Raw genomic sequence first — 19,033 nt, forward strand, 5'->3', positions numbered from 1 at the left:
GGCCACCCGGCCGGGGCGGGCTGCTGCTGTCTAGGTCCACTCGCTGCTGCCGGTGAAGGGGAAGTGGCGGCCCTCGACGTACCGGGGCCGGGGCTGATAGCTGTTCACGCCCGGCTCGCCGCGGAGGTGGAACGCGCTCGGGTACGGCGTCTCCGGGTCGGTGATCCGGGTCGAGGTCGGGATGTAGCGGATGGTCAGCCCGCAACGCCGGTTCGGCGAGGTGTTCGCGTTGCTGCCGTGCACGATGTTCGGGTGGTGCACCTCGACGTCGCCGGGCGCCAGCACCATGTCGACGGCCGCCGACTCGTCCACCTCGACCGCGATCTCCTTGCCCAGCACGCTCTCGACCTCGGTGTTGTCGCGCATCCCGGCCACCTCGGACCGGTGGCTGCCGGGGATGACCCGCACACAGCCGTTCTCCGGGGTGGAGTGGTCGACGGCCAGCCACAGCGTCACCACCTGCATCGGATCCAGCGGCCAGAACGCCGCGTCCTGGTGCCACAGCACCGGCTGCCCGGAGTACGGCGGCTTGGAAATGTAGTGCGACGCGAACAACGCGAGGTCCGGCCCGACGAACTCCGCGGCGATGTCGAGCAGCCGCTCGTCACTCACCAGCCGGACCCAGAACGGGTCGTCGCGCAGGTAGACGTGCCCGAGCTGCTCGGGCCGTACGTCGGGATGCCGCGCCTGCAGCCACTCGACATGGTCGTTCACTTCCTTGATCAGTTCCTGGTCGATGACGTCACGGAAGATGACATAGCCCTCGGTCTCGTACATGCCTCAATGCTGCGGTTGCCGGGAGGCGTCGTACTAGCAGCGAGCTGACGAGAACTTGTAGCGTGTTGATGTGGACCAGGTGCTGCGGTTCGAGTCGCACGCGTTCGGCCGGCCGTACCACGCGGCGCGGGTGCGGATCCCGGCGCGCGCCCGCGACACCGAGTTGCACACCCATGCGGACTTCCACGAGTTCATGGGCGTGGTCTCGGGTGAGGGCGAGCACCTGCTGACGACTGGCGTCGAGCGACTTCGCGCCGGTGACGTCGTTCTGGTCCGGCCAATGGATCGGCATGCCGTCCGCGGCTCGGCGCCGAGCGGCCTGGAGTTCATCAACGTGGCGTTCCCGAGCTCGGCCTGGCAGGGCTTCCTCGCCCTCACCAGGACCGATCCGGGCAGCGCACACCTGGCAGTTCATGCACCCGCCGCCATCGCGGTGTTCGAGCGCGCCCTCGAACGTTTCCAGGACAACCCCGGCCCGTACGACCTGATGCGGTTCTGGATCGACCTGCTCACCCTGGTCTCGCCGCACGACCCGTCGACCCGCCTGGGGACACCGGACTGGCTGGCCAAGGCCTGTACGGCGATGCGCGCCGAGGACAACCTCCGGGGCGGCGTGCCCAGACTGCTCGAGCTGGCCGGTGTCAGCCCGGCCCACTTGTCCCGATCGATGCGGGCGGCGTACGGCGTGACCCCGACGGACTTCGTCACCGACCTCCGCCTCGAGCACGCCTCATCGTTGCTGGCAGCAACAAACGACCCGGTCGCGGCGATCGCCGCCCGCTGCGGTTTCGCGAGCCAGTCGTACTTCAGCCGCTGCTTCGCCGCCGCCCACCGGCTCTCGCCGCGGGAGTTCCGCCGCCGCTCCCAGCGAGCCTTCGTCCCCTGAACCATCCACGGCCTGCCAGGCCGATCTGCTGCGGCGTTGAACCGCTGGGCGGGGTGATCCGTTGGTCTGGGTGACGACGGGAGGGGGCCCAGGTGCGGTTCAAGGTGCTCGGACCGCTGGAGATAAGGGATGGCCGGGGCGAGCCGGTGAGGCTGGGCTCGCCGAAGTTGCGTGCCGTCCTCGCGATCCTGCTCGTGAGCGCCAACCGTCCACTGACCGCGGGCCGACTGGTCGAGACGGTCTGGCCCGAGCGGCCGCCGCCGACCGCGATCGGAGCACTGCGCACCTACGTGTCGGCCCTGCGCCGCGACCTGCAGCTCAGCACCGGGCCAGGTGTCGTCGACGGCCGGCTGCCGCGGCTGGTGACTGATGCGGCCGGTTATCGGATGGACGTGACCGCCGCCGACCTCGACTTGTTGGCCTTCGAGGAGCTGACCAGCGGCGGCGAGCAGGCACTACGCGATGGGGACCCGCTGGCCGCCAGCCAGCAGCTGAGCAAAGGCCTGGCACTCTGGCGCGGCCGCCCGCTCGAGGACGTGCCCGTCGACGCCGACCCCGACGGCCGCCTTGTCGTGGCGGAGGAACGACGACTGGCCGCCAGCGAGACCCTGGTCGAAGCTCGGCTCGCTCTGGGCCAGCACACCGAGCTCACCACAGAGCTACGCGCCCTCGTAGAGGACAACCCGCTCCGAGAGCGCCTGTGGCAGCAGTGGATGCTCGCGCTCTACCGGTCCGGTCGGCAGGCCGATGCGCTCGCGGCCTACCGCCGTCTCCGCGACCGGCTGGCCAACGAACTCGGCACCGAGCCCGGCCGCGCCGTACGGGACCTGCACGAGCAGATGCTCGCCGCCGACCCGGTGCTCGACCTCCCCGATCACCTGTCGCTGGCAACGCGCACTGTGGTTCCGCGCCAGCTCCCGGCGGACGTGACCACCTTCACTGGCCGCCGTACCGAGCTGGCCGAGCTGACCGGTCTGCTGAAAGGCGACGCGGCCGTTGGGGCGGTCGACGGGGTGGCGGGGATCGGCAAGTCCGCCTTGGCCGTTCATGCCGCGCACCTCGTCGCGGCGAGCTTCCCGGACGGGCAGTTGTACGCCGACCTGTCCTCGGACGGTACGCCGATCGGGGTGCTCGGCCGGTTCCTGCGTGCGCTCGACGTACCTGATGCCGGGCGGTACGACCTGGACGAGGCCGCTGGCCGGTTCCGTGCGGAGACGGCGACGCGGCGCGTGCTCGTCGTACTGGACAACGCGGCTGACGCGGCGCAGGTGCGGCCGTTGCTGCCTGCTGGGCCGGCCTGCGCCGTACTGCTGACCAGTCGGCGGGTGCTGGCGACGTTGGACGGCGTACGACATCTGCATCTGCGTCCGCTGGCAGCCAGCGAGTCGCTGACGCTGCTGGGGCAGTTGGCTGGGTCTGACCGGATCGCGGCCGACCCAGCGGCCGCGCGGAAGCTGGTCGCGTTGTGCGGAGGCCTGCCGTTGGCAGTGCGGATCGCCGGTGCTCGGCTGGCGGCACGTCCCGCGTGGCCGGTCCGGACGCTGACTGATCGGCTCGCTGATACCCGCAGTCGCCTGGACGAGCTACTTGCGGGCGACCTCGACGTTCGCGCGTCGCTCCAGCTGAGCCATCGGTTGCTGGCCGCCGGGTCGGCCGCAGAACGCGAGGCTGCGGCGGCCTTTGGTCTGCTGGGCCTGCCCGACGCTGCCGACCTCAGTCCGCCGTTTGCGGAACGCCTGTTGGGCTCAGCGGACCCGACACCGGTGCTGGAGCTGCTGGTCGACGCACAGCTGCTGGAGAGCCCAGCGCCCGGTCGCTACCGACTGCACGAGCTGCTGCGCTTGCTGGCTCGTGAGGTCGCTGCAGGGCAGGACCTCGGTGCTGTGCTGACTAAAGCCATGCGCTGGCAGGTCGCGACCGTGTGGAACGGGTACGCGATGCTCCGCCCGGGCGACCCGCGCCTGCGCACCGCGGGGGAGTGGGCGGCGGGCGCTACGGCGTTCAGCGATGTGCGGGCGGCGTTGGACTGGTTCGAGACCGAGCGGGCGAACCTGCTGGCGACGGTCGAGCAGGCGGCGGCGACTGACGGCGTACCGGACGACATCCCGCTGCAGTTGGCGCGTGGGCTGTTCGCGTTCTTCCACATCAGAGGTCATCGGGCGGACTGGATCCGGCTCAACCAAACTGCGCTGGCGGTGGCACGCCGTACGCGGGACTCGTATGCCGAGGGCTTGGCGCATCGGGACCTGGGTGCGGCCTATGAGTTGCAGGGGGAGTACGACCAGGCTGTGGACCACCTGCGGGCCGCACTCCGGTTGTTCACCGAGGCTGTAGACCGCGCCTCGTGCCTGAACGGCCTAGGGACCGTCTACGACAGCCTCGGACGCTACGACCAGGCCGCAACGTGCCTGACCGAGGCCCTGTCCCTCGCTGGTGACCCGCACAGCAGAGGCATCTACCTGAACAACCTGGGTCCGGTGCTCGGACGACTCGGCCGGTACGACGAAGCACTCCGCTGTCTCGCGGAGTCCAGCACGATCTGGGCCGAGCTCGGCAACCGCCGCGGCCGCGCTGCGGCGTGGACGAACGTCGGCGAGGTGTATGAGGCCGCCGGCTCGCCAAGCGAGGCACTCGCCGGTTTCACACGGGGGTTGGCGATGTTCCGTGAGCTGGCCGACGAGGCGGGTCAGGCGCACTGCCTGACCCACCTCGGCATGACCCACCGCGACCTGGGCCACGTCGACCGGGCGCTCGAATGCCTGCGGTCCGCGCTGGCGATCTGCGAACGCACCGACGACCGGCGCGGTGCTGCGCAGTGCCTGCGGTTGCTCAGCGAGGCGCTGCAGCAGCCTGGACCGCATGGCAACGGTCAGCGTCTGAGCGCGAACGAATAGACGTTGCCGCCGCCGTTGTCGCCGTACGTCCCGGCGTAGACCTTGCCCTGCGCGACCACCGGGCCGGAGTCGACCGCACCGGACACCCGGCCGGACCACAGTCGTTGTCCGTTCGTGGCGCGTAGTGCATAGACGCTGCGGTCGTCCGACCCGACGTACACGACGCCGTTCGCGACCGCCGGCGAGGACATCACCACGCCACCGGTGCGGAAGCTCCACCGGATTGCGCCGGTCGCCGCGTCGAGCGCGAGCACTCGGCGGTCGTTGTTCGTGCCGATGTAGACCGTCCCGTTGGACACAGCCGGGGAGGACTGGAACGACGCGAGAATGTTCGTGCCGTACTGCGTCTTCCACCGCTGCACGCCGGTTGCTGCGTCCACGGCGTACACATGCCCGTCCCGCGAACCGAAGTACACCGTCCCGTCGACCACTGCCGGCGTCGACGAGTTGTGCCCACCGGTCGGGAACGACCACAGCACCGCGCCGGTCGCCTGGTCCAGGGCGTACAGCCGCTGGTTCAGCGACGCGGCGAAGACTTTGCCTTCAGCAACGGTCGGCGACGAGTAGAAGCCGGATCCGCGACCCCCGTTGGGTTCCGCGTCCCAGATCCGGGCGCCGGTGGCGGCGTCGAGCGCCAGCACCTGGTCCTCGGTCGTCGCGGCGTACAGGACCGATCCGGCCAGCGTCGGCGACCCGTTGATGTTGCTGATCGAGGCGCCGGTCCGCCACCGGGTCGCCCCGGTCACCGCGTCGAACGCCCAGATCTCGGCCGAGGGCCGGTTGATCCCCAGGTACACCACGCCGTCGCCGACCGCCGGCGAGGTGAACGTCCAGTCGCCGGTCAGCGCGCTGTCCGGCTTCGCCCACAGCGTCTGGCCCGTCGCCGCGTCGAGCGCGTGCAGCCGGCCGTCGAGCCCACCGACGTACAGCCTGCCGTCCGCCGTCGCAGGCGAGGACCAGACACTGCCCCCGATCTTCGTCACCCACTGTTGCCGTAACCCGCTGACGGTCGACACCGACAGCGCGGTCTCGGCCGGGTTGACCCCCTGGTGCGCCGGCCCGTTCCGGAACTGGGTCCAGTCACCGACCGCCACGGCGCTCGCCGGGCCCGAAGCAACCAGCGGCGTCATCACAAGCGCAGCGAGCGCACACACCGCCCGCACCCTCACCAATCGTCCAGTCATACCCCGACGATGCCCGCCGGGCATCAACGATCGATCAAGCCGCCGCGAGCGCCTTCCGGATCCGCTTCTCCGACACCGGGTACGGCGTGCCGAGGGTTTGCGCGAAGAGGCTGATCCGCAGTTCCTCGAGCATCCAGCGGACCTCGAGGAGCTCCGGGCTCGGGTACTTCCCGGTCGGTACGGCGGCCAGCCGGGCGCGGTACTCGTCATCGAGCGTTTGGATGATCGCCATCCCCGAGCGGTCCCGCATCGCGTTGGCGCCGATCTTGTCCAGCCGCTGCTCCATCCCGCGCAGGTAGCGGACCAGATCCGGCAGCCGTTTCGCGCCGGTCTCGGTGATGAACCCGGGGTGGACCAGCCCTTCCAGTTGCCCGCGGACATCCGACAACGCCGCGATCAGCGCCGGGCTCGACGCCCGCGAGATCAGCTTGTCCACGGCCCGCGCATGCGACAGCACCTGCTCGACCTGCTTGAGGATCGTCAGCACAGTGTCCGCAAGGTCCGACCGTACGGCGTCGCGCAGGATGGAGAATGCGGTCAGGTTCCACGCCGGTCCGTTCGCCGCGGCCATCAGTTGGTCGACGGCCGCCGAGATCGCGTCGTCCAGCAGCTCCCCGACGTTGCGGTGCGGGCCGGCCATCAGCGTCATCTTCTGCTGGTTGGTCAGGTTCCGCTGGACGACGTCGATCACCGACGGCATCGTGAGCAGCAGGAGCCGGCGAGTGCCGTTCCACATCGCGGCAGCCTGGTCGCGTTCGGTCTCCTGCAGCCGGATCGCGACCGTCTTGCCCTCGTCGACCAGCGCCGGGTAGCCGGCCACCGTGAGCCCGTTGCGGTGCTCGGAGAAGCTGCGCGGCAGGTCGCCGAAGGTCCAGTCGGTCAGGCCGGACCGCTCCAGCCCGCTCACCGCCTTCGACGCGACCTTCGAGATCGCGGCCTTGGTCCTCGGCCTCAGCCGCTCCTTCAGCTTGGCCAGGTCCTTGCCCTCGGCCACGGTCTTGCCCTGGTCGTCGACCACCCGGAACGTCATCCGCAGATGCTCGGGCACCCGGCTCCAGTCCCAGTCGGCCGGCTCGATGACCACGTCGCGGAGGTTGCGCAGCTCGCGGGCGAGCGCGTCGGTCAACGGGCCGGACGCCGGGTCCAGCCGGGGGAGGACCTGGCGGGCGTGGTCCGGGGCCGGCACGATGTTCTTCCGGATTGCCTTCGGCAACGACTTGATCAGGGTGGTGACCAGCTCCTCGCGGAACCCGGGCACGCTCCACTCGAACCCGTCGGCGGTGACCTGGTTCAGCACCAGCAGCGGGAGGTGCACGGTCACGCCGTCGGCGTCGGTGCCCGGCTCGAACGCGTAGGTCAGGTCGAAGGTCATCCCGTTCCGCGTCCAGGTCAGCGGGAACTCGTCCTCCCTGACCTCCGCGCCCTCGCGGACCACCAGCGACCGCTCGAAGTCGAGCAGGTCGGCGTCGCGCTGCCGGGCCTTCTTCCACCAGGTGTCGAAGTGCCGGCCGGTGACCACCTCACTGCCGATCCGCTCGTCGTAGAAGGCGAACAGCGTCTCGTCGTCGACCAGCAGGTCGCGCCGGCGGGTCCGCTCCTCGAGCTCCTCGACCTCCTCGATCAGCTTGCGGTTCTCGTGGAAGAACTTGTGGTGGGTGTCCCAGTCGCCCTCGACCAGCGCGTGCCGGATGAACAGCTCGCGCGACACCTCCGGGTCGACCTTGCCGTAGTTCACCTTGCGCCGGGCCACGATCGGCACCCCGTACAGCGTGACCTTCTCGTAGGCCATCACCGCGCCGGCCTTGCGCTCCCAGTGCGGCTCGGAGTACGAGCGCTTGATCAGGTGCTGGGCGATGTCCTCGGCCCACTCGGGCTCGATCTTGGCGTTGACCCGCGCCCACAGCCTCGACGTCTCGACCAGCTCGGCGGCCATCACGAACTGCGGCGGCTTCTTGAACAGGCCGGAGCCGGGGAAGATCGCGAACTTGGTGCCGCGGGCGCCGAGGTACTGGTGCTGGTTCGACGGGTCCTTCATGCCCAGGTGGGACAGCAGGCCGGACATCAGCGAGACGTGCACGCTCTGCGGGTCGGCCGGCTCACCGCTGTTCAGCGTGACACCGATCTGGGAGGCGACCTGGCGGAGCTGGGCGAAGATGTCCTGCCACTCGCGGACCCGGAGGTAGTTCAGGTACTCGCTGCGGCACATCCGGCGGAACTGGTTGCCGGACAGCTCCTTCTGCTGCTTCTTCAGGTAGTTCCACAGGTTCAGGTACCCGAGGAAGTCGCTGTTCGGGTCGCGGAACCGGGCGTGCGCCTGCTGCGCCTGCGCCTCGGCGTCGGTCGGGCGTTCGCGCGGGTCCTGGATCGACAGCGCGGCCGCGATCACCATCACCTCGCGCACGCACGCGTGCTTGTCCGCCTCGACGATCATCCGGGCGAGCCGCGGGTCGAGCGGGATCTGGGCGAGCTGGCGGCCGACCGGGGTCAGGCGGCCGGCCTTCTCGATCGCGCCGAGCTCGGTCAGCAGCTGCAGGCCGTCGGTGATGCTGCGCTTGTCCGGCTCGTCGATGAACGGGAACGCGGCGATGTCGCCGAGCCCGATCGCGGTCATCTGCAGGATGACCGAGGCCAGGTTCGTGCGCAGGATCTCCGGGTCGGTGAACTCGGGCCGGCCCTCGAAGTGCTCCTCCGAGTACAGCCGGATGCAGATACCGTCGCTGGTCCGGCCGCACCGGCCCTTGCGCTGGTTGGCGCTCGCCTGCGAGACCGGCTCGATCGGCAGGTGCTGGACCTTGGTGCGATGGCTGTAGCGCGAGATCCGCGCCGTACCGGGGTCGATCACGTACTTGATGCCGGGGACGGTCAGCGAGGTCTCGGCCACGTTGGTCGCGAGCACGATCCGGCGGCCGGAGTGCGGCTGGAAGACGCGGTGCTGCTCGGCGTTGGACAGCCGGGCGTAGAGCGGGAGCACCTCGACGGCGCCGGGCCGGCCGCGCTGGGCGGCGTACTTGTCGTTGAGCGCGTCCGCGGTGTCGCGGATCTCGCGCTCGCCGCTGAGGAACACCAGTACGTCGCCGGACGCCTCGTACTCGAGCTCGTCGACGGCGTCCAGGATCGCCTGGGTCTGGTCGCGCTCGATCGTGCTCGGGTCGTCCGGGTCGTTGATCGGCCGGTAGCGGACCTCCACCGGGTACGTCCGGCCGGAGACCTCGACGATCGGCGCCGGGGTGCCCTGGCTGTCCGCGAAGTGCTCGGCGAACCGCTCGGGATCGATGGTGGCCGAGGTGATGATGACCTTGAGGTCGGGGCGGCGGGGGAGGAGCTGCTTGAGGTAGCCGAGGATGAAGTCGATGTTCAGGCTGCGCTCGTGCGCCTCGTCGATGATGAGCGTGTCGTACCGGGTCAGGTCGCGGTCGCGCTGCAGCTCGTTGAGCAGGATGCCGTCGGTCATCAGCTTCACCAGCGAGCGTTCGCTCACCTTGTCGGTGAACCGCACCGCGAAGCCGATCGTCTCGCCCAGCTCGGTGCCGAGCTCCTCGGCGATCCGCTCCGCGACCGTCCGCGCCGCCAGTCGGCGCGGCTGCGTGTGGCCGATCATGCCGTGCACCCCGCGGCCGAGCTCGAGGCAGATCTTCGGGATCTGGGTGGTCTTCCCGGACCCGGTCTCACCCGCGATCACCACGACCTGGTGCGCCCGGATCGCGTCCGCGATCTCGTCCTTCAGCTGGCTGACCGGCAGCTCTTCCGGGTACGAGATCTCCGGTACGGCGCCCCGCCGTACCTCCACCCGCCGCTCGGCCTGCTCGACCGCGCCGAGCACACCCCGCAGCTCCTGCTCGCGCTTCGGGCCCTCACCCGTCCGTCGAACCCGCTCCAACCGCCGCCCCAACTGCTCGCGGTCGGACGCAGTCAGCCCTTCCAGCCGCGCCACTAGCTCAGCAAGCGTCGGCACCCCGCCTTCGGCGGGTCCGGTGGAGGCGGAGCGCCGTCCGCCGGAGCGACGGCGAGAACCGCGGGAGTCGTCGGAGCCGCCGCTCGTCCCGGCGGTGTCCACGGGGCGGCCTGTGCCGGAACCGCCTGCGGCGGAGCCGCCTGCGGCGGGGTTGCGGCGCGGCGGGCGCGCGGCGGGGTCCTGGGCGGGACCGGTGGCTGGGTTTGGACTAGACGACTCGGTCCGGGCATCAGGCATAACCAGACCAGTTTAGGCGGCCCGGTCCAGGAGCTCACCTGGTTTGGCGAACCGCCAGGCCATCACAATCTCGCCCCGAGCCGACGCTCCCCGCGGGCGCAGGCCGGGACGTGCGGATTGTGATGGCCTGGGCGTCCGCCTCAGTCGCGGGCGGGGGCTTTGACGGCGAGGACCGGGACGGGGGACTCGAGGAGGACTCGTTGGGCGGTGCTGCCGAGGATGAGTTTGCCCACGGGGCTGCGGCGGCGGAGGCCGAGGACGATGAGGATGACGTCCTCGGCGGCGGCTGCCTTGAGGAGCTCGCCGGCGACGTCGCCGGAGGAGAGGGCCTGCTGGATCGTGACCTCGACGCCACGCTCGCGCAGACCTGCCTCGGCGGCGGCCAGCTCCTCGGCGTTGGCGTAGCGGGCGTCGATGTAGGCGTCGCCGCGGCTGGTGTTGAGCAGCAGCACGGACGCCCCGCGCAGTTCCGCCTCGGCAGCCGCGGCCGCCAGCGCGGCCTCGCCCTCGGGAGTTGGCACGTAGCCGACCAGGATCTTCACAGCCCCTACTCTCCCATCAGTCGTCCTCGCCGAAGGCCAGGCGGTCGCGGGCGGGTTGGGCGCCGCGGATCCGCGCCACGATCCGGGGCAAGTACGGGACGAACAGCGCGAGCACGGTCAGCTACACCGGACACCCGCCGCGTTCAGTGCAGGCGGAGCAGCCGCGCTGAGTTGAGCGGCAGGCCGATCTCGACACTGTCCGGGTCGAGGTTGATCACCTCGCCACCCCACCGCGGGTAGAGGACCTCGACATCGTCGACCTCGATCGGCAGCGTGATCTTGGCCTCGCCGTCCCGCCGCCAGACCGCTAGCAGCGACCCTGCTCGGGTACGCCGGCCGACCGCAATCCAGTCGTCCCGCCACCCCGGCAGTCCCAACGGCCAGTACGGCGTACCGTCAGCCATCGTCCCGCGGATGGCGCGATAGGTGCGTAAGGCATCGCGAACGATCGTGCGCTGCGCGGGGGAGAGGGTGTCGATCCGACCGGCCAGGTGGATGCGGAACAGCAGGCTCGTGATGAGCGAGAAGGCCAGGTCCTCGTCCGTCATCGATCCGTCGACGGATGCCCAGACACCGGCCTGCTCAGGAGTGATCGAGAGCGGTGACGCGGCCGCGATCGGCGGCATCAGCCGGAAGTTCTGCTGGTCGGTGAGCGACTGGATCGGGAACACCGCGCCGGACGCCCCGTCGGTCCGGCTGCCACCCGCCGAGCAGCCCTCGATCGTGAGGTTCGGGTACCGGTCCATCAGCTCACGGACCCACGCGAGGTACGCCCGGTTGTGCGCGAGCAGCCCAGCGCCAACACTCCCGCTCACGTCGGTGCCGGGACCGATGTCGATGTTGTAGTCCAGCTTGAGATAGGCCAGGTCGTACGCCGACATCAGCCGGTCGACCACCTCGTCGACGTGCGCCTTCGCGGCCGGATGACGGAGATCCAATTGATGCCGGCCCCACTCCGTCAGCCGCTGTCCGTCGCGCTGGAAGAAGGCTTCGTCCGGCAGGGACCGTGCGATCGGACTGCGTACGCCGACCACCTCCGGCTCGAGCCACAACCCCGGCCGCATCCCGGCGCCGCGAATCCGCTTGATCACGCCGCCGAGCCCGCCGTTCGGGAACCGGTTGACCGACGGCTTCCACGCGCCGACCGCGTCCCACCAGCCGCCGCCCTCGTCGTCATACCAGCCCGCGTCGATGCAGAGGATCTCCGCGCCGAGGTCCGCGGCCGCCTCGATCAGCGGCAGCTCCCGCTCGGTGGTCGGGTCGGCCATCAGGCCGTTGAGGAAGTCGTTGTAGACAATCGGAACGTCGACAGTGTCCGGGTGCGGCCGGCGGATCCGGCGACGATGAGCGGTCAACGCGTCCGCGACCGTCTGCAGGTCGTTGCCGATCGCAAGCGCCGCCGGGACGGTCCGGAAGCTCTCGCCGGGCTCGAGCCGCGCAGACCACTGGTGTTCGGCGGCGGTCGGACCGGAGGCGGTCAGGTAGATCGCGCCGTACCGGTCGCCGAGCTCGTAGTGCCATGCGCCGTTGTGCTCGACCTGCCAGCCGATGACGCGACCGGGCTGCTCGAGTATTCCCATCGGTAGCCGCTCGGATGTCGACCAACTGCCGGTGCTCGTCATCGCGATCCGATTCTTCGACCCGGTCTGGCCGTACTCGACCATCCCGACGTCGTACAGCCCCAGCTCGCCGAGCGTCGCACGCCGCCACCGGAACTCACCACTCCACGGATTCGCTGCCGACCACAACGAGAGCTCGTCCTCCCACTGCAGTCCGCGACCGAGCCCGGACAGCGTCAGGCTCGACACGTAGTCCAGTACGACGGGCTGCGCCGACGTACTCACCTCGGCGCAGGAGTGGAGGACCGGGATGCCGTCGGCGATCGCGTAGTGGACTTTGACCTCCAGGCCGCTGTCGGGATCAGTCAGGTCCAGGCGCAGACGGTGCGCGCCGTCGTCGAAGTACTCCTGCCAGGTCTGCAGCCGGAGGCGCTGAGCCGCGAGCCCGTCGACATGCCGCTTGCCCGACGTACCGTGGCGTCCGGTGCCGGCGAGGGACAGCTCGACCACCGGCAGGGCGGAACGCAGGCACTCCTCGGGATCCGGAGCAGGATCGCCGGGAAGCGTCAACGCCAGCAGGCTTGGTGGTAGTTGTTCGCCATGGGCGATGTGCAGGCGCAGAGCGTCGTTGCCCCACTGAAAGACCGGAACACTCACGTGGCAACCGCCTCAGCAGAGGAAAGTGGGACGACGCTAACACCCCTTGTTTCCAACGAACCTGGATCGCGGCACGCCGAAAATTTCGCTTGACTCTGACATCGGTGTGAGGGGCTACTGTCGGTCGCATGGTTGAGCTGCAGGTCGTCCTGCCCGATGAGTCCGCGACGATGCCGCCGGAGCGGTTGAGCGAGCTCGCCGTCGCCGCGGAGGAGCTCGGTTACGGGACGGCGTGGTTGCCCGACCACCTGCTGCCACCCGGCGAGTTCGGCTCGACGTACGGCGGGGTCTACGAACCGCTGGTGACGATCGGCTACCTCGCCGCGCGGACGACACGGATCCGGCTCGGCACGTCGGTGCTGGTGCTGCCGATGCGCAGCCCGTACGTCGTCGCGAAGCAAGCGGCCACGTTGCACCGGCTGTCCGGCGAACGCGTCATCCTCGGGATCGGAGCGGGGTGGGAAGAGACCGAGTTTGCGGCGGTCGGCGCGTCGTTCTCCGAGCGGGGGCGGCGGACGGATGAAGGGCTGGAGATCATCCGCGGGCTGTTCGAGGGCGAGGATCGCGGCGGTGTCTTCGAGCCGAAGCTGCGGGCGCCGCTGCCGATCATGATCGGTGGGACGACGGGTCCGGCGCTGCGCCGGGTCGCGCGGTTCGCGGACGAGTGGCAGGGGCTGAACCTGGACGGCGCGGGCTTCGCGGCTGCGGTCGCCCGGATTCGGAGTCAGGCCGTTCGGTCTGTGAAGGTCGGGACACGACTGCACTGGCCGGGCGGACCTGTCGCGCCGATCATCGACAGCGCGCAGGGACTGGCCGACGCGGGCGCCGAGACGCTGGCCTTCTCGGTCGGCGACCACGAAGGTGCCCTGGAACGGATGACCAAGCTCGCGCGGCTCCTGCCCCAAAGGATTTGGTGGTGACCAGACCCCGGCTGCTGCTCGTCCACGGGTGGGGCGCAGACCACCAGTCGTGGGAGGAGATCACGAAGCTCGTCTCGCCCTGGGCCGACGCGGTCACCCCCGACCTCCTCGGCCACGGCTCCCGGACGTCCACGCGCTCTCTGACGGTCTCGCTGCTGGTGGACGATCTCGCTGCCGGGCTGACCGAGCCGGTCGTTGCCGTCGGCCACTCGATGGGCGGCCAGCTGGTCGCGTGGCTCGCCGTACGCTATCCCGCCTTGGTCGACCGGATCGTCGTCATCGACCCGGCGTACGGCGCAGACGACGCGGAGATGCAGCGCTGCCCCGCCGTACTGGAGGACCTGCGTACCCGCGGCGCCGAGTCGGGAGTCGAGTTCGTCGATCAGGCGTTCGCGACCACACCTGGAAGCCCGCTGCACCTCGACGCCCGGGCACAGATGGCCGCCACACCCGGGAAGGCCCTGGCAGACCTGTACGAGTCCATGTACCTGGCACCGGACAGCGTCGGCTCCAGGCCGGCCGCCCGCGCATTCCTCCCGTCAATCAGCAAACCATGCCTGAGCCTCTACTCAACCGAGTACGCCGCCACCTTCGCCCGCTCGATCCCGTGGCCCCCCGACTCCACAATCGAAGTCTGGCCCGGAACAACCCACTACCTGCACCAGCAACACCCAGAACGCTTCGCGAACCTCCTCAGGACCTGGATCTGAGATAGGCGTGATAAGCGGCGGTAGTGCCCTCGAAGAACGGCACGAACTCGATCCCCTCGGCCTCGAAGTGCAGCGGCTTGTCCGGGATCGGGGAGAGGTCGCCGAGCTCGAGGAACTCCTGGCGGTCGTCGAGCGCAACCAGGTTGATCGGCCCGTAGAAGACCGACTGCAGCGTCGGATCGTCGAGGGCAGCCTCGGTGCGGAGCTCGAACGGGAGCTCGACGCGAATCGTGTCACCAGAGGTCCAGTCCCGGGTGATGGACACGTAGCGGCTGGTCGTCTCCTGCAGCTCCCCGTTCACCTTCATCTTCGTCCACGGCGGCACGTGAAGGTTGAGGGTGAACCGCGCCGAGCCCTCGACTGTCAGCGTCGCGCCTTGTTCGTAAGGGAAATCGGTTGTCTGAGTCAGCGTGATCCCGTTCCAGCTGACCGATGACGCGGCGTACAGGTTGACGTAGAGCTCGTCGTCGCTGTGGAAGTAGATCGAGTCCTGGTACTTGGTCGCGCTCTCCAGGCCGGTGCCCTCGCAGCACGTCGCGCCGTCCTTCGGCAGGTAGTTGCGGACCGACCCCGGCGTGAGACCGATGAAGTACGTCGTCAGCGGGCGATCCGCGGAGACCACGTCCTGCTTCGAACCGAGGATCTGGTTGTACAGCGTCCGCTCGTAGTAATCGACGTACTTCGGATTCCGAAGCAGGGTGAAGAGGAGCCGGCTGAGCTTGAGCAGGTTGTGGGCGCAGCAGGTCTCGGCGTTGGTGTCGCTCAGTGTGCCGGTGATCGCCCCCGCCGGACCCCAGAACTCGAGCGAGCTCGTCCCGCCGATGCTGTACATCCGGCCCGGCAGGACCTGGTCCCAGAAGTTCACCGCCGCGTTCAGGTAGCGCTCCTCGCCGGTGACCTCGAACATCCTGACCAGCCCGGTGAAGATCGGGATGTGCTGGTTGGCGTGCACCCCGTCCAGGACGTCCCGGCCCGCTGCACAGGCGTCGATCAGTACGTCGAAGTCGAGCAGCCGGCCGAACTCCACCCAGTCCGGATCCCGCGTCACGGCGTACAGATCGCAGACCGCTTCCGCGAGGCCGCCGTACTCGCCGCTGCCGTGCAACGACCACATCCGCTGCAGCACGTCGGACGGGAGCCGCCGGAGGCGCTCGAACATCCAGCGGCACAGGCCTTCGGCGAGCCCGAGCGCGCGGAGGTCGCCGGTGCTCAGATACGCGTCGAGCAGGCCTTTGAGGAGTTTGTGCGCGGTGTAGTACGGCGCCCAGACGACGGTGTAGTCGGCCTCGGTCATCGTCTCGAGCGCGATGAACTGCGTCTCCGGGGACGCCGCCAAGTACCCGTCCGGCTGCTGACACTCGGCAAGCCCTTCGACGAGATGCCGCAGTTTGTCAGCGAATATCTGCTCGCCGGTGCTTGCGTAGGCCTGCGCGAGGGCGGACAGGAAGTGGCCGGTGTAGTGACCGCGGAGGTTCCCATGCGCCTCGCCTGCGGTGTCCTCCCAACCGCCGGGCCTGCGTACGTCGGGCGTCGGCAGGCCGGCGTTCTCCCGGAAGGCGCGGAGCAGGCGGTCGGGGTCGTACGACCGCAGGTGGTCGAGCATGCGGCCTGCCTTGGTCGCGAGCAGGCCCGGACCGAGTTTCACCTCACCGAGGGCGAAGGGCTGCAACGACGGACTCCTCGGCTCGGCAAACGGGGTTGATCCGTCAAGTCTGTGCGGCTGATCGGAATGCGCCAACGGCTGTGCCGGCCTCGAAATTTTCCGTCACGGGGGAGGGAGCTTGCTCCGCAGCACCTTGCCCGTGGCGTTGCGAGGGAACTCGTCGAGTACGACGATCTGCCGGGGAGTCTTGTAGCGGGCCAGGTTGGCCTTGACGTGGTCGACAAGCTCGTCCTCGGTCGCCGGTGCCCGGAGTACGACGTACCCGACCAGGCGCTGGCCGAACTCGTCGTCCGGCACGCCGACGACCGCCGCCTCGGCGACCGCGGGGTGGCTCGCCAGACAGCTCTCGACCTCGACTGGGTACACGTTCTCGCCACCGGACACGATCATGTCGTCCTCGCGGCCGTCGACGAACAGCCGCCCGGACCGGTCGAGGTGGCCGAGATCGCCGGTGCTCATCCGGCCGTCCACCACCGTCTTCGACGAGCCGTCGGAGTACCCGCCGAACACCAGCCCGCCGCCTGCGAAGATCCGCCCGGTCACGCCGATCCGCACCGGCCGGTCGTTGTCGTCGAGGATCCGCACCGTGCTGCCGAGACACGGCCGGCCGACCGTCCCGGGCGCCGCGGTCAGGTCGGCGGACGTCGCGATCGTGGCGATGCCGACCTCGCTGGAGCCGTACGCGTCGCACAGCACCGGACCGAACTGCGCGATGAACCGCTCGGCCAGCGGCGCGCCGAGCGCCGATGCACCGGAGATCACCGCCCGGAGCGACCGCAGATCGTGCTGCGCGATCTCCGCCGGGCCCAGGTCGAGCATCCGGCGAAGCATCACCGGTACGGCGACGATCGAGCCGGCGCGGGTCTGTTCGACCAGGGTCAGCACGGTGCGGGCGTCGTACTTGCGGGTGAGGACGAGCGGCGAACCAAGGAAGAGCGCGAGCATCGAGGTGAGCAGGCCGAGGCCGTGGAACAACGGCGGGCAGATCAGCATCGGCTCGCCGGAGCGCAGTCCGAAGCGGTTGAGCGCGCTGGCCGTCAGCCCGGCGAGGCCGAGCGCGGTCGGCGCTCGGGGGGCTGCCTTCGGCGTTCCCGTCGTACCCGACGTCAGGATCGTGATGTGACCGGGCGACTCCGGTTTGGGGGCCTCGGCGGCCTTCGAGTCAGCGAGGTCGTGGTCGCTGAGGATTGTGGGGACCTGGGTGCGCGGGCTGAACTCGGCGTCGTGGATCAGCAGCTCCGGCTGGTGCCGCTCGAGGACCGCAGTGAGCTGTGGGGGAGCGAACTCGGTGTTGACGAACAACACGTCCGCGCCGATCCGTGACGCCGACAGGGTCGCCTCCAGGAAGCCGCGATGGTTGCGGCACAACACCGCGACCTTGCTCCCGGCAACGATCCCGTGGTCGGCGTGCAGGGCGGCGGCGATCCGCTCGCACCGGCGATCCAGCTCGGCGTACGTCGCACTGCCGTCGTCGTCGATCACCGCAAGCCGGTCCGGGAACCTGATCGCGGCGATCGCGCCGAGCGCGGCCATCGACTGGCCCCAGTGCCGCAACGCCCGCTCGATTCCGACCAGGTGCGAGGGCCGGGCCGGTTTCCAGACGCCGGACTTGAGTACGGCGACGGACACGCCGCCGACCTCGGCCGCGGCCTGCACCAGCCAGTCCGGTGGTCGGATCGGAGCGATCGGTCGCGGTGTTCTCACTCTGGAGCTCCCGGTGGTTGCCGGCGTTTGGATCCGCCGCCGCTGAGGTGGAAGTACTGTTCCAATAGCCGATCGGTGGGGATGCGAAACAGGTTGCCGAGCAGCTCAGCGGGCCGGACGAACGGCGGAGTGATGTTGTGCGTGCGGCCGGCGATCGCCGTACACACCTGGTCGGCGGCCTGCTCCGGGGTCAGCCCGGGCATCTTGTTGAGCAGCGGCGTCGGCTCGCTCATCCGCGTGTGGACCAGACCCATGTAGACCGTCGACACCGTGACCCCGTCGCCGCGGATCTCCTGCGCGACGCAGCGCAGCCAGACGTCGAACGCGCTCTTCGACGCCAGGTACGCCGACCAGCGCGCCATCGGCGGCGTCCGCACGCCGGCCGTCGACACGTTGACGATGTGGCCGGATCTGCGCTCCCGCATCGAGGGCAACAGCTCGAGGACCAGCTTGGCCGGGCCGAGGTAGTTGATCGCGTTGGTCCGCTCGATGTCGTGGAAGCGCTGGTAGGTGTCCGCGATCGCCCGCCGGATCGACCGGCCCGCGTTGCTCACCAGCACGTCGACGTGGCCGTGCTCCTCCAGCACGGTGCGCACGAGCGCTTCGACGGCTGCGGGATCAGCCAGGTTGACGGCGTACGCGTCGGCCTCGCCGCCGGTCGCGCGGATGTCCGCGGCAACTTCCTCCAGGCGGTCCGCCGTACGCGCCACCAGCAGGACCTTCGCCCCAGCCTGCCCGAGCCGGCGCGCCGTCGCCTCGCCGATCCCGTACGACGCGCCCGTCACCAGCACGACCCGCCCACCCACGGCGGCCGTCAGCGCTTCGTCCGTGACCCGGCGCCGGCCCTGCGCCAGGGCAACCAGCAACCCCCACCCGACTGCCCGCTTGCCACTCACCATGCCCCGACATTACCCGCAGGTAGCCATCCTTGGCAGCCTGTGACTACGCGGGTTTCTCGACGAGGCTGCGTACGGTGGCCTCGAGAGCGACCCGGTGTTGGCGCAGGCGCTCGGGCGCTAGCGGGTCCTCACTGCCGGCCGCTTGGAGCGCGGGCGGGGCGCTGAGCCAGCTCTCGGTGATGCGCAGCACAAAGGCGAACAGGTCCGCGGCCGAGATCTCCACGGCGGCGAGCAACCCCCGCCGTCAGCGGACCGCGGCGAGCAAGTCGCGCCGGTCAGCCGGCCGCGGCGGGCAACTCGCGCCAGTCAGCCGACAGCGGCGGCCAACCACGGAGCCGAGCGAAGCGACGGCGCAGGGGGTGCGGGTGGCGGAGCCCCCGCTCGCGGCAAGCGAAGCGCAGCCGCACAAATGACGAAGGCGAGGCGGTCAGCGCAGGACCTGCGCGACA

13 protein-coding genes are annotated in these 19,033 nt (G+C 69.8%); 4 read left to right on the plus strand and 9 right to left on the minus strand.

The genetic code is table 11. The annotated features are described in order from the left end of the window. Window positions 1-30 precede the first annotated feature (30 nt). Entirely contained in the window at window positions 31-777 is a 747-nt protein-coding gene (locus AB0H36_RS45840) for a phytanoyl-CoA dioxygenase family protein (RefSeq protein ID WP_360538109.1), read from the minus strand. Window positions 778-847: 70 nt separating this feature from the next. Between AB0H36_RS45840 and AB0H36_RS45845 the strand changes: the two genes are divergently transcribed. Both AB0H36_RS45845 and AB0H36_RS45850 read left to right on the plus strand, forming a co-directional pair. Beyond that, complete coding sequence (locus AB0H36_RS45845) at window positions 848-1,663, plus strand: AraC family transcriptional regulator (protein ID WP_360538111.1); 816 nt, start codon at window positions 848-850, stop codon at window positions 1,661-1,663. A gap of 92 nt (window positions 1,664-1,755) precedes the next feature. After that, window positions 1,756-4,557 carry a BTAD domain-containing putative transcriptional regulator gene (locus AB0H36_RS45850; protein ID WP_360538113.1) on the plus strand — a complete coding sequence of 934 codons (2,802 nt, stop codon included), beginning with the start codon at window positions 1,756-1,758 and terminating at the stop codon, window positions 4,555-4,557. Here AB0H36_RS45850 and AB0H36_RS45855 read toward each other — a convergent pair. The 4 genes from AB0H36_RS45855 to AB0H36_RS45870 form a co-directional block, all read right to left on the minus strand. Next, on the minus strand, window positions 4,533-5,741 hold the full coding sequence (locus AB0H36_RS45855; RefSeq protein WP_360538115.1) for a PQQ-binding-like beta-propeller repeat protein: 1,209 nt from the start codon (window positions 5,739-5,741) through the stop codon (window positions 4,533-4,535). The two genes, AB0H36_RS45850 and AB0H36_RS45855, sit on opposite strands and share 25 nt — an antisense overlap. A gap of 34 nt (window positions 5,742-5,775) precedes the next feature. Then, complete coding sequence (hrpA, locus tag AB0H36_RS45860) at window positions 5,776-9,693, minus strand: ATP-dependent RNA helicase HrpA (RefSeq protein ID WP_360538132.1); 3,918 nt, start codon at window positions 9,691-9,693, stop codon at window positions 5,776-5,778. A gap of 377 nt (window positions 9,694-10,070) precedes the next feature. Continuing rightward, entirely contained in the window at window positions 10,071-10,472 is a 402-nt protein-coding gene (locus AB0H36_RS45865; RefSeq protein ID WP_360538116.1) for a universal stress protein, read from the minus strand. A gap of 143 nt (window positions 10,473-10,615) precedes the next feature. After that, window positions 10,616-12,688 carry a glycoside hydrolase family 36 protein gene (locus AB0H36_RS45870; RefSeq protein ID WP_360538118.1) on the minus strand — a complete coding sequence of 691 codons (2,073 nt, stop codon included), beginning with the start codon at window positions 12,686-12,688 and terminating at the stop codon, window positions 10,616-10,618. Between the two features lie 128 nt (window positions 12,689-12,816). Here AB0H36_RS45870 and AB0H36_RS45875 point away from each other — a divergent pair, with 128 nt between their 5' ends. Continuing rightward, the gene (locus AB0H36_RS45875; RefSeq protein ID WP_360538120.1) at window positions 12,817-13,608 is read left to right on the plus strand and encodes an LLM class flavin-dependent oxidoreductase; all 792 of its coding nucleotides are present in this window, start codon (window positions 12,817-12,819) and stop codon (window positions 13,606-13,608) included. After that, window positions 13,605-14,318 (plus strand): alpha/beta hydrolase, encoded by a 714-nt coding sequence (locus tag AB0H36_RS45880; protein ID WP_360538122.1) that lies wholly within the window; start codon window positions 13,605-13,607, stop codon window positions 14,316-14,318. The genes AB0H36_RS45875 and AB0H36_RS45880 overlap by 4 nt, the downstream gene beginning before the upstream one ends. Here the strand turns inward: AB0H36_RS45880 and AB0H36_RS45885 are convergent. The 4 genes from AB0H36_RS45885 to AB0H36_RS45900 form a co-directional block, all read right to left on the minus strand. Further along, window positions 14,302-15,987, minus strand: coding sequence for a beta-L-arabinofuranosidase domain-containing protein (locus tag AB0H36_RS45885; RefSeq protein ID WP_360538124.1), 1,686 nt, complete (start codon window positions 15,985-15,987; stop codon window positions 14,302-14,304). The two genes, AB0H36_RS45880 and AB0H36_RS45885, sit on opposite strands and share 17 nt — an antisense overlap. 96 nt (window positions 15,988-16,083) lie before the next feature. Next, on the minus strand, window positions 16,084-17,685 hold the full coding sequence (locus AB0H36_RS45890; protein ID WP_360538126.1) for an AMP-binding protein: 1,602 nt from the start codon (window positions 17,683-17,685) through the stop codon (window positions 16,084-16,086). Then, window positions 17,682-18,584, minus strand: coding sequence for an SDR family NAD(P)-dependent oxidoreductase (locus tag AB0H36_RS45895; protein ID WP_360538128.1), 903 nt, complete (start codon window positions 18,582-18,584; stop codon window positions 17,682-17,684). The genes AB0H36_RS45890 and AB0H36_RS45895 overlap by 4 nt, the downstream gene beginning before the upstream one ends. 43 nt (window positions 18,585-18,627) lie before the next feature. Continuing rightward, the gene (locus AB0H36_RS45900) at window positions 18,628-18,807 is read right to left on the minus strand and encodes a hypothetical protein (RefSeq protein ID WP_360538130.1); all 180 of its coding nucleotides are present in this window, start codon (window positions 18,805-18,807) and stop codon (window positions 18,628-18,630) included. Between the last annotated feature and the right edge of the window lie 226 nt (window positions 18,808-19,033).

Source organism: Kribbella sp. NPDC050820, from assembly GCF_040653975.1.
GTDB lineage: Bacteria > Actinomycetota > Actinomycetes > Propionibacteriales > Kribbellaceae > Kribbella.

Coding starts and splice junctions, on each gene's coding strand:
- AB0H36_RS45855 (WP_360538115.1), bottom strand. CDS start 5,741: ATGACTGGACGATTGGTGAGGGTGCGGGCGGTGTGTGCGCTCGCTGCG.
- AB0H36_RS45840 (WP_360538109.1), bottom strand. CDS start 777: ATGTACGAGACCGAGGGCTATGTCATCTTCCGTGACGTCATCGACCAG.
- AB0H36_RS45895 (WP_360538128.1), bottom strand. CDS start 18,584: ATGGTGAGTGGCAAGCGGGCAGTCGGGTGGGGGTTGCTGGTTGCCCTG.
- AB0H36_RS45875 (WP_360538120.1), top strand. CDS start 12,817: ATGGTTGAGCTGCAGGTCGTCCTGCCCGATGAGTCCGCGACGATGCCG.